The 14,581-nt window shown below is 54.4% G+C and carries 7 protein-coding genes; 6 read left to right on the top strand and 1 reads right to left on the bottom strand.

The genetic code is table 11. The features are described from left to right. Window positions 1-212 precede the first annotated feature (212 nt). Window positions 213-3,782 (bottom strand): hypothetical protein, encoded by a 3,570-nt coding sequence (locus tag HKK55_RS11190; protein ID WP_169354731.1) that lies wholly within the window; start codon window positions 3,780-3,782, stop codon window positions 213-215. 282 nt (window positions 3,783-4,064) lie between these two features. Between HKK55_RS11190 and HKK55_RS11185 the strand changes: the two genes are divergently transcribed. The 6 genes from HKK55_RS11185 to HKK55_RS11160 all read left to right on the top strand — a co-directional run bounded on the left by HKK55_RS11185 (window position 4,065) and on the right by HKK55_RS11160 (window position 14,571). Further along, complete coding sequence (locus HKK55_RS11185) at window positions 4,065-7,565, top strand: response regulator (protein ID WP_169354730.1); 3,501 nt, start codon at window positions 4,065-4,067, stop codon at window positions 7,563-7,565. Between the two features lie 15 nt (window positions 7,566-7,580). Then, window positions 7,581-8,396, top strand: coding sequence for a protein-glutamate O-methyltransferase CheR (locus tag HKK55_RS11180; protein ID WP_169354729.1), 816 nt, complete (start codon window positions 7,581-7,583; stop codon window positions 8,394-8,396). Then, window positions 8,393-8,998: a chemotaxis protein CheB gene (locus HKK55_RS11175; protein WP_169354728.1), complete on the top strand. Its 606-nt coding sequence runs from the start codon at window positions 8,393-8,395 to the stop codon at window positions 8,996-8,998. Before HKK55_RS11180 ends, HKK55_RS11175 begins: the two co-directional genes overlap by 4 nt. Further along, window positions 8,992-10,185: a hybrid sensor histidine kinase/response regulator gene (locus tag HKK55_RS11170; protein ID WP_169354727.1), complete on the top strand. Its 1,194-nt coding sequence runs from the start codon at window positions 8,992-8,994 to the stop codon at window positions 10,183-10,185. Before HKK55_RS11175 ends, HKK55_RS11170 begins: the two co-directional genes overlap by 7 nt. A gap of 78 nt (window positions 10,186-10,263) precedes the next feature. After that, window positions 10,264-10,641, top strand: a complete 378-nt coding sequence (locus tag HKK55_RS11165; protein ID WP_169354726.1) for a response regulator — start codon at window positions 10,264-10,266, stop codon at window positions 10,639-10,641. A gap of 153 nt (window positions 10,642-10,794) precedes the next feature. Next, complete coding sequence (locus HKK55_RS11160; RefSeq protein WP_169354725.1) at window positions 10,795-14,571, top strand: hypothetical protein; 3,777 nt, start codon at window positions 10,795-10,797, stop codon at window positions 14,569-14,571. Window positions 14,572-14,581: the final 10 nt, after the last annotated feature.

Raw genomic sequence — 14,581 nt, 5'->3', positions numbered from 1 at the left:
TTGAAAGACTATTCTCTAGTGAGTCATGTCGATCGTGGCAAGTTCCCGAAACAAGCGAGGCATTGTGACGGCAATGGACAAGAATGTCCCGTTCAGGAAACAGAAACAGGGGAGTTTTGTCTGGCCAGAGGCCTGTTTATAGTCGCCCCAGCCTCACTCGAAAACTGAACGAGGCTGGGGTCCACAACGTATTCAACGGGTGAGGCAATACTTCATAACGGAGTGAATACCAAGTGTGCCAAGGCTAAATCGTCAACGTTATCGAAAACTACGTCGCCATTATGGAATTCACTGACATTATATTCGACGGCCCCACGTGTTGATCCATATGGCTTTCGCGTTGCAGCACTCAGTCCGCTACTTAATGTAAGTTCTATACCTTCTTGCATGGATTGCAATGTTTGAAATTTTACCAATCCCGCGTTCGGATCGTAGAAGAACCATTCCGTTTTTCCAGCTTCAACTTTTATGCCTGCTATCAATCCATGATCTTTTTCTCCGATTCTAAGTGTCTTTGATGTAGGGGAATTGGTGAGATTTTCGATGATATCTGCAACACTCAATTTTCTGATGGGTTGATCCAAATGAAAAGTTTTCTTATTGCCTACGACCTCCTGAAAAGACCTTAAGGTTTTAATGAATTTTTGGGCTTCGGTTGTCGTTGGGACGTTCGCCGCCCGGTAAAGGTTATTCAGGAGCAAGTCTTCTTTTCCGTTCCCGATAGCCATTGCCATAGCATTTGCCAGTGCGGCGCACTCGCCTCTTGAAGCTGGGTCGACATGAGCGAGGTAATGGGCTTGTGAGGCAGGGATCAACTGAACACCTGGTGCCTTTACGTCATTGTTAAGAAGTTGAGACGCATATTTAGCGCCCTCCATGCTCTTTAGTTTTATTTCCTTGGCGAGGATGCCGATCTCTTCCGGCAGTCGATTGGGTTTTGAAACCAACTCTACAAGTCCGTCATAGTTTATGTTCGGATAATAATCTGGAAGGTTGGTCACGTGCCCATGTTCATAGCCCTGGTCAAAGGCTGCACGATTGTGTGACTCTCGCGCACTGTCCAGGTTTTTTTGGAAGCCCTCATGGCGGGGGCCCATCGGTGCTCCAGCACCTATGGGGCTTCCCAGCCTACCGTTTATAGGGGTGAAGTTCTGGATGGGTGAGCCAAATGGCTGTTGCTTGACTAGGTCGTAGTGATACCAATTGCCATTTTGGAATATGGCGGCCCCTTCGATATTACGATTCGCTACTTTGAAGGAGCCTAATGCCGCCGCCCCATATTCTTTGTTGGCCGCTTTCAACAGATCATAGCTACCCGATGCGCCACGGGCTTTGTTAATAGTGTCGGACACTAGCGATAAGCCAGCCTTGCCGGCGGAACCCAAGCCCCGTGCGGCGGCCTTCGCTCCACCTACCGCGACTCTTCCTGCGCCCACAAGCAAATCCCCGACCCCGCCCGCCGGATTGAATGCGTTGATCGTGCCCACGCCAATGATTTTTGCCATTTTCGCGGCCTTGGCGGTCGTGCTGGCGGTTGTGGCGCTGACCTTTGCGACTTTCGCTGCAGTTCCCACGCCGGCGGTCACGAAGCCAAAGACATCCATCGCCAAGTCTGTCGCACCGTCCAGGTAGTTGCCGTTCTGAAAGTTGACAATGGCCGACCTGAGCGGCACCAGGTTCAGGAAAAAATCCGCGACTTTCCATTCGTGTTCTTTTTGTTTATCGAGTGTGCTGGCTCCCCTGGCGTGTTTCACGACGTCATCACTGTCGATATCAAGGTGCTCAACAAATACATCGGCGATGGACTGTGTTCGAGTGGAGGAAAAGCTGGAGGGCACGGTCGATGAGCCGCCTTGCGGTGTTTGGCTCAGGTCTGATTCGCTGGTTTTGGACGGCGTGAACAGTTCTATTTTTTCTACCTTATTGGCTTGCCGCTCCTTGGTCCTAGTCAGTGCAGACGCTGAAACAGCAGTGATTGCGCCTTTCTTGATGTCAATTTCATAGACGCTCTCCCCATTAACCCCAGTGGCTTTAACCAACAGGTTGTTGTCTTTGTCGTGAAGTGTTTTAGACGTGAAGTCCAAACCCAAGGCGTAAGTTTTTTTCTGGAAGAATTCGAGCTTTCCATGCTCCAGGTTTTGCCTGTCGGCCAATGGAAGCTGGGCAATAAGGTGTTTGATGGTCGTGCCAATGCCTTTTTGGCGCGACTCGATGGCCGTTTTGAATTGATCGTTGAATGTCTTGTTTACCTCGAACTTGAGAGGCGCGTTGATTGCGTCAATGGGAATGCGCTCGTCAGTCGTTTTCCATTTGGCGTCGCCTAACTCCATCATGGCAATATCGAGCATCGAATGCAGGCCGGCGGGGCGCCGATTCGGGTTGTAGAGCGGTTCGGCGTAGGGTGTGCCGGGCTCGTCAAGGCGCAAAAGTTTTTCTTCAAACGGTACTTTGTCCCCAAACTGTTGCTTGAGTTTGGCCAGTGCGATTTCTTTTCGGCTCGGGATCGGCGTACTCAACAAGTCCGAGGCATCTAATCGTTCACTTTGTTGTTGATTAAATGCGGTTCTTACCGTCTCCAGTTGAGCGGGCGTATAGGTATCGTCGTCAATCTTAGGAACGATGCCATTGGCGACGGCCCAGTCCACCAGCGCGGCTTTCTGCGCAGACTCGGGTGCGGCCGCGTCGGATCCACCAGCGGCTTTCATGACCTGGGCGAACGTCATGTTGGCGGCGGTTCCAGGGACTTCAGCTTCCACTTTGGCGACCGCAATGCAGAAGTTGGCCCATGCCTGGCTACCGTAAACGGTGGAGGCGGGAATGTCCTTGACCAGAAACTGAGGAGCGGTACGTGCCAGCAGCAGGTGAGTGGCAAGCTTGGCCGTTGCATTTGTAGCTTTACCTTCGCTGACCAGATGCAGGCTCAGGTTATTGACGATAGATGAGGCTGGTTTGCCCCAGTGTTGTGCCTTTGCCAAGTCAAATCCTGCGGCGCTGTTTCTCTGCGCCACAGACATGGAGTCCACATCAAGGCCTATGTTGATGGCGGCCAGTACATAATCAGTGACGCTGTTGGCGGTGGGGATGCCGTTCAGTTGAGTCTGGATGGCTTGGCCCAACGCTTGTGCTGCGGGGGAGGCAACAAGTTTCTCCAGCGCTTTGGCAGGATCTTGCAGTTCAGCAGTGGACAAGGGGGTACTACTGAGCAGGTAACCAAGCGTGCCCTTGCGTATGTCCTGTAGTGGGAGGCCCGGCAAGTCCGCCGTATTCTTATCTACCAGGGTGCCGACCTTGCTTTGATCTTCCACGCTCAAGGGGATTGGCCAGGACAGACCACCACCAAAATTGCCTAAAGGATGTTGCAGTGCTTTCTGGGCTACAGCATCTGCCAGGTAGACACAGTGGTTTTGGGTTTTTGGCAGGGCCAGGCGACTCTGGGTGATGAATGCTTCAAGACTGACGCTTCGCCTGCTTGCCTGCGGAGTTTCCTGGGGGTAGCTGGAGGCAGGATGAATGTCCATTTGCTGGTTTTTCAGAGCGGCCAATACGGCCTGCTCATCGGCGTTTTTGGGTAAACCTTGAGCAACTGTATAAAGTGCTTGCGCCAGGTTGTGCCGGTTACCTTGGTCCCCGAGTGCCTGTTGCAGCGCTTGGGGGGTGTTGACGGCGGAAGTAGTTGTCGCGCCTGTACTCCCAGGCGGGGAAGCAATTGTATCGGAGGTGGTGACAGGTGCTAGTGGGAGGTTGGTGGCGAGGGGCAAATGTAGGCTGTTGACTGCATTCATCTCGGATTACCTGTTTGAATGTTCCGGAAAAACGCCTTCCCAAAGGAGCTTCCCTGTACCCGAGGCGTATCGTTGGGTGTTCAAAACAGATAACTGCGTTCCGTTGGGCGGTGCCGGTAGTTGTCAAGTTTTATGTAGGTGACACGATGTAAAAAGGCGTTCGGAGGGGAACTGATGGAAATGACACCTAAGGTTTGTCCTTGATACACGTCAGAAACGTAGCCCTCGACACCGGCTTTGGGGCAAACTCGCGGTTTTTCCGCACTTGGCCAAGGCATGCCCATGACTCCCGCGTCGTCTATCGATGAGAACAGTTTCCGCAAACTTCTGAGCCGCAACGTGGCGTTGCCGCTGGGGGTTGGTGTACTCAGTGCGGTGTTTTTTGTGTGCCTGATCACCTATTTGTTATCGGTGATCCAGTGGGTGGAGCACACCGATCGTGTGATTACCAATCTCAACGAAACCTCGAAACTGACCATCGACCTGGAAACAGGCATGCGTGGTTTCCTGATCACTGGCGACGAGCATTTCCTCGACCCGTACGAAGTGGCCAAGCCACGGATCATTTCCGACCTGCGTGGGCTGCAGGAGCTGGTGTCTGACAATCCACAGCAGGTTGACCGCCTCAAACGCCTGGAGTCCTTGCAGAATGAGTGGAATAACTACGCCCAGGAAATGATCGAAATGCGCCGTCAGAACGGCGATTACCGGGCCGCGGTACAGGCTGGGCGCGGCAAGCGCCTGACCGATGAAGTGCGCAAGGAGTACGACCAGGCGGTGGCGATGGAGCAACAGTTTCGCATCACTCGCAATGAGGACGTCACCCGCACCACGGTCCTGAGCGTCACCCTCTATCTGTTGTTCGTTCTGGGCCTGAGTGGTTTTTTAGCCTACGCTGGTAGGAAAAATCTTTTAGTACTTTCAGATAGTTACAGCACAAACCTCGCGTCGCAAATGAAGATATCAAAACGCCTGGAACAGCAAGCCTGGCTGCGCAATGGCCAGACCGAACTGGCGGAACAGGTACTCGGCCAACTGACCTTGAACCTGCTGGGTCGTAACATCCTGCAGTTCTTTGCCCAATACATGGGCTCGGTGGTTGCCGCGCTGTATGTACGCGAAGAGCACGGTGGCCTGACGCGCGTGGCCGCGTACGGGTTCTCCCGTGAGCAGGAGCAGCAGGAACAGTCGATCTACAACGACGAAGGCATTGTCGGCCAGTCCGCCCAACAACGCCGCCTGATCCGTCTGGATGATGTGCCCGTGGACTACTTCAAAGTCAGTTCCGGTCTTGGTGACGGTGCGCCCCGCAGCGTGCTGGTGGTGCCTACCAGTGACGATGACCGGGTCAACGGGGTGATCGAGCTGGGTTTCTTGCGCCCGCTGGATGAGCGTGATGTGGAATTGATGGAGCTGATCGCCGGCAATATCGGTACCTCCATCGAAGCGGCACGCTATCGCCAGCGCCTGCAGGAAGTGCTGGCCGAGACCCAGCAGCTCAATGAAGAGCTGCAAGTGCAGCAAGAGGAGCTCAAGACCGCCAACGAGGAGCTGGAAGAGCAGTCACGCATCCTCAAGGAGTCCCAGGCTCACCTCGAAACTCAACAGGCGGAGCTTGAGCAGACTAACGAGCAACTGGCCGAACAGACCCAGATCCTGGCCGACCAGCGCGATGCCATGGACCGCAAGAACGTTGAACTCAATCGTGTGCAGGTCGAGCTGGAGGATCGCGCCGACGAATTGCAGCGCTCCAGCAAGTACAAGTCCGAGTTCCTCGCCAACATGTCCCACGAGCTGCGCACACCGCTCAACAGTTCGCTGATCCTGGCCAAGTTGCTCGCGGAGAACTCCGAGGAAAACCTCAGCGCCGAACAGGTCAAGTTTGCCGAGTCGATCTACTCGGCGGGTAACGACTTGCTCAACCTGATCAACGACATCCTGGATATTGCCAAGGTCGAGGCCGGAAAGCTGGAAATGCGCCCGGAGAACACCAGCGTGGCGCGCCTCACGGATGGCTTGCGCGGGATGTTCGAACCCTTGGCGGCCGACCGCAAACTGGGGTTTCAGGTGGAGGTACAGGAAGGTGCGCCGCTGATGCTGTTCACCGACCGCCAGCGTCTGGAACAAATCCTCAAGAATCTGCTGTCCAACGCAGTCAAGTTCACCGAGAAGGGCCAGGTCAGCCTGACCATTTCCCGTCAGCCGGGGGAGGGCATTGCCTTCACCGTGCGCGATTCCGGGATCGGTATTGCCCCGGACCAGCAGGAAAGTATCTTCGAAGCCTTCCGCCAGGCCGATGGCACCACCAACCGCCGTTATGGCGGCACTGGCCTGGGGCTCTCGATTTCCCGGGACCTGGCCACGTTGCTGGGGGGCTACATCAGCGTCACCAGTGAGCCGGGCCAGGGAAGTATCTTTACGCTGGTGTTGCCAGAGCAGTATGTCGAGCGTGACGAAGACGCTCCGGCTATCGAGCACTCCCGGGCGGTGGTGGTTACTCCTGCACCCGCAGCCTCAATCAAGGTTTCACCGTTACCGGTGGCCGACGAAGCGCTGATCCCACGTTTTGCCGACGATCGCGAAAAGGCTCCGTTTGCCACACGCTGTATCCTGGTGGTGGAAGATGAGCCGAACTTTGCGCGTATCCTCTTCGATCTCGCTCATGAGTTGGGTTACCACTGTTTGGTGGCCCATGGTGCGGACGAGGGCTACAGCCTGGCCGAACAGTACCTGCCCGACGCGATTTTGCTGGACATGCGCTTGCCGGACCATTCGGGGTTGACCGTGCTGCAGCGCCTCAAGGAGCACGCCGAAACCCGGCATATCCCGGTGCATGTGATTTCCGTGGAAGACCGCGTCGAAGCCGCCATGCATATGGGCGCCATCGGTTATGCGGTCAAACCCACCACCCGCGAAGAGCTCAAGGACGTGTTTGCACGCCTGGAAGCCAAGCTGACGCAGAAGGTCAAACGAATCCTGCTGGTGGAAGACGATGACCTGCAGCGCGACAGCATTGCCCGACTGATCGGCGACGATGACATTGAAATCACTGCAGTTGGCTTCGCTCAGGAGGCTCTGGACCTGCTGCGCAGCACGGTCTATGACTGCATGATCATCGACCTTAAACTGCCGGACATGCTGGGTAATGAATTGCTCAAGCGCATGGCCACCGAGGACATCTGTTCGTTCCCGCCGGTGATTATCTACACCGGGCGTAACCTGACCCGGGATGAAGAGGCGGAACTGCGCAAGTATTCACGCTCCATCATCATCAAGGGTGCCCGCTCACCTGAACGATTGCTGGACGAAGTGACGTTATTTCTGCACAAAGTCGAATCCGGGTTGTCCCAAGAGCGCCAGAAGATGCTCAAGACCGCCCGCAGCCGCGATAAGGTCTTCGAGGGGCGCAAGGTACTGTTGGTGGACGACGATGTGCGCAACATCTTCGCCCTCACCAGTGCCCTGGAGCACAAGGGGGCGATTGTGGTCATTGGCCGTAACGGCCGTGAGGCGATCGAGAAACTCAATGAGGTCGACGACATCGATCTGGTGCTGATGGACGTGATGATGCCGGAGATGGACGGCTATGAAGCCACCGCGCTGATCCGACAGGACCCGCGCTGGCGTAAGCTGCCGATCATTGCGGTGACGGCCAAGGCCATGAAGGACGATCAGGAGCGCTGCCTGGCGGCGGGCTCCAACGATTACCTGGCCAAGCCCATCGACCTTGATCGACTGTTCTCGTTGATTCGCGTGTGGTTGCCGAAGATGGAACGCATTTAAGTGGAAATACACTAATTGGACCGAAGTACTGATATTGAACTGCGCTTGTTGATTGAGGCGATTTACCTCAAGTACAGCTATGACTTTCGTGACTACTCCGGGGCTTCGGTCAAGCGCCGCGTGGCGCATGCCTTGCGCCAGTTCGATTGCAAGACCATTTCGGCCTTGCAAGAGCGGGTGCTGCACGATCCTACGGCGTTCATGCAGTTACTGCAGTTCCTGACGATTCCCGTCAGCGAGATGTTTCGCGACCCGTCGCACTTCCTGGCGATTCGTCAGGAAGTGGTGCCGCTGCTCAAGACGTATCCGTCGATCAAGGTCTGGATCGCCGGGTGCAGCACGGGGGAAGAGGTGTACTCCATGGCCATCTTGCTGCGGGAAGAAGGGTTGTTGGAGCGCACTATCATCTACGCCACTGATATCAACCCGAGTTCCCTGGAAAAGGCCAAGCAGGGGATCTTCTCCCTGGAGAATATCCGCGCCTACACCCACAACTACCAGCAAGCGGGTGGGCAGCGCTCGTTTGCCGACTACTACACGGCGGCATACGATTACGCGATTTTCGACAAGACCCTGCGGGAAAATGTGACGTTCGCCGACCACAGCCTGGCAACCGACAGTGTCTTTTCAGAAACTCAATTAATTTCGTGTCGTAATGTATTGATTTATTTTAATAAAAAACTACAAGACAGAGCGTTTGGATTGTTTCATGAGTCGCTGTGCCATCGCGGCTTTCTGGTGCTGGGCAGCAAGGAAACCCTGGATTTTTCCGCCTACAGCAAGCAGTTCGAACCCTTGGTCAAGCAAGAACGGATCTACCGAAAATCATGAATGAAGTTGCTGCCAGACCTGTGGCTGTACCCGGTATCGAAGCCATTGTCGTGGGCGCATCCGCGGGCGGGGTCGAGGCGTTGCTGAGCATTTATGGCACGTTGCCCCAAGGCTTCCGCCTGCCGATCATCACCGTACTGCACCTGCCGGACGAGCGTCGCAGTCAGTTGGCGGAGGTCTTTGCCCGGCGTGTGTCGATGCCTGTGGTGGAGGCGCGGGACAAAGAAGCGATTGAGGACGGCACTCTATATTTTGCTGGCCCTGGTTACCACTTGTCGGTGGAGCACGACCGTAGCCTGTCGTTGAGCCAGGAGGAGCGCGTGCATCACTCCCGGCCAGCCATTGATTATCTGTTTGAATCGGCCGCCGACGTATACGGCCCGAACCTGCTGGCGATCCTGCTCACCGGTGCCAATCAGGATGGCGCGCGCGGCCTGGCTCACGTCAAGCGGCGCGGCGGTATCACGGTGGTCCAGGACCCATCGCAGGCGCGGGTAGACGTCATGCCCCGGGCAGCCTTGGCGCTGCACACACCTGACCATATTCTCACCTTGAGCCGCATTGGCGATTTGCTGGCCTCCCTGGAATCTTCCTCATGTTAAGTAATGTCCAGGCCAAACTGCTGATCGTCGACGATCTGCCGGAAAACCTGCTGGCCCTTGAGGCCTTGATCAAACGCGAGGACCGCCAGGTCTACAAGGCGCTGAGCGCCGACGAGGCCTTGTCGCTGTTGCTGGAGCACGAGTTCGCCATGGCGATTCTCGACGTGCAAATGCCTGGTATGAACGGTTTCGAGTTAGCCGAGTTGATGCGTGGTACCGAGAAGACCAAGAACATTCCCATCGTGTTTGTCAGCGCGGCCGGTCGTGAACTCAACTATGCGTTCAAGGGCTACGAGAGTGGTGCGGTGGACTTCCTGCACAAGCCACTGGATATCCATGCGGTCAAGAGTAAGGTTAATGTCTTCGTCGACCTGTACCGCCAGAGCAAGGCCATGAAACTGCAGGTCGAGGCCCTGGAGCAGAGCCGTCGCGAGCAGGAGCTGTTGTTGACGCGCCTGCAGGCGACCCAGGCGCAACTGGAACAAGCGGTACGCATGCGCGATGACTTCATGTCGATCGTTGCCCACGAGGTGCGCACCCCCCTCAACGGTCTCATCCTGGAAACCCAGTTGCGCAAGATGCACCTGGCCCGGGACAACGCTGCAGCCTTTACCCTGGACAAGATGCACGCCATGGTCGACCGAGATGAGCGGCAGATCCAGAGCCTGATCCGCCTGATCGAAGACATGCTCGACGTGTCGCGAATCCGCACCGGCAAGCTGTCGATTCGCCCGGGGCATTTCGACCTGTGCCAGTTGGTGCGCAACCTTCTGGAGAACTTCGCCCCGCAAGTCGCGGCGGCCGAATCTTCGGTGCAGTTTGATGCGCCGCAACCGGTGGAAGGTAACTGGGATGAGTTCAGGATCGAACAAGTGGTGTCCAACCTGCTGACCAATGCTTTACGTTACGGGGCCAAGAGTCCGGTGGAAGTACGAGTGTACGCCGAGCATGGTGAGGCCCGGGTTGAGGTGCGTGACCATGGGATTGGCATCAGCGAAGACAACCAGAAGCGAATTTTTCAACAGTTCGAGCGGGTTTCCGCCAACCATGCAGTGGCAGGGCTGGGGCTGGGGCTGTTTATTTCCGAGCAGATCGTCGCTGCTCACGGCGGGACGATTGAGGTTGAGAGCCGGATAGGCGAGGGCGCGTTGTTCCGGGTGTGCCTGCCTTTGGAGTCTGGTGGGTGAAATCAATCGAGCATCTGACGCAACCTCTGCGTGACCCTATGGTCGTAACAGCAGCAATTGACCGAACAAAGGCTTCCCATGAGTGAAGATGCGCAAGACGTTGTACTGATCGTCGAAGATGACCCTTCGATTCTGTTTGTCCTGGGCGAGTATTTATCGGGCTTGGGGTATCGGGTGCTGAAGGCTGAGGACGGTGAGCAGGCTTTCGAGATTCTTGCCTCCAAGCCGCATCTGGACTTGATGGTGACCGACTATCGCCTCCCGGGTGGCATTTCCGGGGTGCAGATCGCTGAACCGGCGGTCAAACTGCGGCCTGAGCTGAAAGTCATCTTTATCAGTGGCTATCCGCAGGAGATTCTGGACTGCAACAGTCCGATTACCCGCAACGCACCGATCCTGGCCAAGCCGTTTGATCTGGATACGTTGCAGGAGCATATCCAGCGGTTGTTGGCCTGAATGATATTCACGGTTGCCATCCTGCTAAAAAACTATTAGTACCAATCCTTTCAGTAGCGGAACCGATCGATCGTTTTTGACAAGAAGGTTAAACCTGGCGGACTAACAGTCGTTCAGGTTACTCCTTCAAGTCACCCAAAGATCGGAGCCTTTATGATCTCTCCCACTATAGGTATTGCCCATGTGCATCAGCTTTTTCCGCAGGAGGCTGCTCAGGCACACAGCGTAGGGCGCGAGAAGCGAGCATCAGTGAGTAGCGAGGTGCCAGCGCTGGCCAATAACGCCGAGCATAATGGAGATCGAAAATTAGCTAATCTTTACGCGCAGGCCCTTCAAGAGGGAATAAAAACAGGCGCAGTACCGGAATTTCTCGAGAATATCCCCAAAGACTCAACATTTGGCAAATGGTGGTCACATCTATGTGGGGCCATTAAAAACCCCTCGTTTATCGCTTGGGCAAAAAGCAAGAACATTGATCTTTCAAAGCCCATAGACATTCATCCTTCTTTCGATCAGATAGCCTGCACCATCAGTGGTAAACGCCAGACATTGTGGGGTCCTGAACAGGACAGCCGTTGGTCAACAGTAACGGCGCCCTTGATGCACGCTGTTAAAGTTGTGGGGGCAGGAAGAGAAGTTACCGCGCCAACCTCCAGTACATCTGCGCCTTTTGTTGCGGTGGCCCAGTTTTATGGTGAGCCCAGGTTTCCCATTTCGACGCAAATCGCGACGAAACGCTCTGCCGAACTGCAACAACAGGGGGCCTTCAATAAAATACCTCTCGGTGATACAACCCGTGCTGCAGAGATACGATCTGACAGTGCACTAGATTCAGCAAAAACTGCCTTGGGAGATTCGCAGAACCAACATGCTTTGACGGAAAAGTTGCAGAGTTTCCCCCGCAATGGATCACGCCGGCTTGATGAGTATTTGAAGAACACTCTTCTGTCAGTCCACCCGGATAGCACGTACTCCAAGCAGAGTGAGCCGGTCGATGCCAATGCTGTCAGCCTTGAGACATTCATTAGTAACAGCGGCTGGAGACTACCCAACAGTCAGGACGAACTTGCCAACCTGATACGTGTGTTGATCACTCCCTCCTTGCCGGAGGTAAGCCTTGGCAATCTCGGCGGCGCTCTTTCCTGGAAAATCCCACTGAGTAGCGACCAAAAAAAGTGGGTGTATAGCCACGTCACTCATAACAACGTGGGGCTGCCAGATTTGGGTGAGCAGTTCAGAGTAACGGGGGCGCTAGGGTACCTCAGCCGTAATCTTCATTGGTCCGCCAGCGAGCTGCGTAACCCAGGTCGAGTTATTGAGCAAATCGTCGATTCGCCCAAGGCGCAGGCCTTGGGTAAGGCTCTGCAAGAAAAGATGGGCGCGCTTTCGACTGAAAAAAGTAACCAAGACTGGATTTTGACGGCCATCGCCACCACGCTGGATAGTGAAAGCATCTTCAACCCGAAAAAAAATCATGTGGCTGGATTCGATCTAGCGTCCGGAAACCATTATGGGCAGCCTCTTGGGGCGATCAAACAGGGGTTGATTGATCATCTGGTCGCGAGGAACAAAACCACCGTCGAAATGGCCCCTATCGGCGCTCATCTGCTGCTGTCTCACGCAGCTCCTGAGCTGCTGGTCAGAGACATCCCTGATGGCGTGACCTATGGCTCTATGGCCTGGGTGAGTCTGAAGGCTGCGGTGGCGCGTATTGAAGCTCAAAGTCCTGGTACCAGTGCGAAAATGACGTTTGCAGAGGTGATTTTACGGGACGCCAACGATCCGATTTCGGCAGACGACGACCTGATTCAGAGCCAGGCCCGGCGATCGGCACTCATTGAGTGGGGGGAAATAAATGGGGTGTTCCCGAAGTCAACAACAGGCGTCTATTCGCAGTCGCATGTTGACCTCGCGCAACAAGCGATCGCTGAAAAAACGGAGCAGTTGAGCAAAGTCTCCCCGGCCCTGAGGGCTGAAATACCGACGCAGAAAAGTATCGCGCTGAAAGCGCTCAAAGAAGCTTTTGGCGAGGGCATTCCTTTTGAACGTAACTGCATCAACAGCAACCGTGTAACGCAAGACAGCCATTATCTTACCCCCTCTCTCACGACAGAGCCCACGGGCGATTACTCAATGCTGGATCTCTATTTATCAGGGCGCGCCGCGGATCCAGTGGGGTGGTTTTCCACTGATAAAGATGTACCTATTTCCTATATGCTCAACAAACTAGTGGCGCTCCAGAAACCGAAAGGCCTGCATGAGAAAGTATTTGCCGAGTACGAAAGTGGGATAAAGAACGCCTATGTCACTTTAACTAAAAACCTGATCTCACAGCTACCACTGGAAGACAGGAAAAATATTGAATATGGAAAAATTAATGTTTATGTCGATGGGGAGGTCACTCGAACTACATCATTTCTGCCGGGGTTTACCCATGTCCACGAGTCGTCGTTTCCAGAGCAACCTTTGAAAGAGCGTGTGCTGTTGATCAAAACTGAGCGAAATGACGAGACGACCTTTTATGAAATATCGCCACAGCACGGGCGGATCCGCAGGCGAGATGACTTAAAGAGCGGATTTCTGGAAGGTGTGCAGGAACGATGGGTCGAGCGGCCATCCCCTAATGGCAAGAAAGAAACCAACAGGGCTATTCAGGAGAAAAAGCCAGGCACTGAGCAGCACAAGGCTCTGCAAGATGCACAGCAGGAATTGACCAGTGCACCAGCATCATTTTCCAGCCAGCGAAGTCAATACCTTGGTGAGTTACTCTCCAAGCACACTACCGATGCGTTTAGCTTCGACAGCCTATTTGAGTCATCCAAGGCTATTACGACGTTTGATAATGAAGAAGCCAGAAAGGCAATGGCAACTGAGATTTTCCTCGGCGTTATACCTGGCGCCTCGGCTATTCGCCACCTTATTCAGGGAAAGCCCTTGGAGGCTTTGGGCGATGTCGTTTTCGATGGCGTGATGTATGCGACAACTCTTGGTTTTGGCAAGGCAGCTGGAGCGGCGAAGGGGCTGAATGGGCTCAAAAGCACCAGGTTATTCGGAAAGGCGCTCGGAAAAGCGGCTTCAAATGCCGGCAATTTCGTGACAGATGCGGCTAATGGCGTCCGGCGCGGTGCAGGTGCTGTAGTAGCGCAATTGCGCCCTGGCATACGTAAAGTAGACCTGGTTGAATTAGCCAAACGGCCTAACGTCGCTGAGGGCACTTATAAGGCTGCCAATAAGGTCGATAGCATCAGGGGAACTGCACGACTCGATGAGGCAACGGGTAAGTGGTATCACTATGATCCGGCCACGCGCCGTGCGTATGGAATGCCTATTGACTTTACCCCCGAGGCTGCACCTGCGCTTAAAAAAACAACTTACGATAAGCTGCAAATAAAATTTGATACACAGATAACGAATGCTGCGGAAGACGCCGGGCTCTGTTTTCATAGGTCATCGCAAATTGCGCGTGCTGAGAGTACAATTTCAGCGAAGGCTTATGAGGCAATCAACAGTTCAAAACTTGTTGATGGGTATCCGAAAGGCTATCGGGATTTTATGGGGATCGCCCCCGACACCATAAAACATACATTTAATCCTGCGGATATTACCGAGTCAGGATTCATAAATTTCATAGACAAGAACGCCAACGGGAAAGTAGTCCATACGGCTTATATTCAGAGAACAGTCGATAACAAACTATACCTTTACAACAGCAATCAAATCACTTTGGATGCCGCACTTATTCGTACTGGGGACGCAGTACATGAGTCCCGTTCTGTGAGGGCATTCAATCTAGATAACAGTAAGCAACAGGCGCTACAAACATGGCTCGATGTGGGGGATAACATACCGGGCCTTGTCGGACATCGATACGACTTCGCTTTCACACCGGCGAGCACGCTGAACAGAAATATTGAACAATTAGCGCACTAGGTTTTACAGG

Origin of the sequence: Pseudomonas sp. ADAK18 (assembly GCF_012935695.1) — a bacterium.
In the GTDB taxonomy this organism is placed as follows: Bacteria; Pseudomonadota; Gammaproteobacteria; order Pseudomonadales; family Pseudomonadaceae; genus Aquipseudomonas.
This window is presented reverse-complemented; position numbering and strand designations above follow the sequence as displayed.

What these genes read in the sequence shown, in the direction of transcription:
- HKK55_RS11165 (WP_169354726.1), top strand. Translation starts at nt 10,264, where the DNA reads ATGAGTGAAGATGCGCAAGACGTTGTACTGATCGTCGAAGATGACCCT.
- HKK55_RS11160 (WP_169354725.1), top strand. Translation starts at nt 10,795, where the DNA reads ATGATCTCTCCCACTATAGGTATTGCCCATGTGCATCAGCTTTTTCCG.
- HKK55_RS11185 (WP_169354730.1), top strand. Translation starts at nt 4,065, where the DNA reads ATGACTCCCGCGTCGTCTATCGATGAGAACAGTTTCCGCAAACTTCTG.
- HKK55_RS11170 (WP_169354727.1), top strand. Translation starts at nt 8,992, where the DNA reads ATGTTAAGTAATGTCCAGGCCAAACTGCTGATCGTCGACGATCTGCCG.
- HKK55_RS11190 (WP_169354731.1), bottom strand. Translation starts at nt 3,782, where the DNA reads ATGAATGCAGTCAACAGCCTACATTTGCCCCTCGCCACCAACCTCCCA.
- HKK55_RS11175 (WP_169354728.1), top strand. Translation starts at nt 8,393, where the DNA reads ATGAATGAAGTTGCTGCCAGACCTGTGGCTGTACCCGGTATCGAAGCC.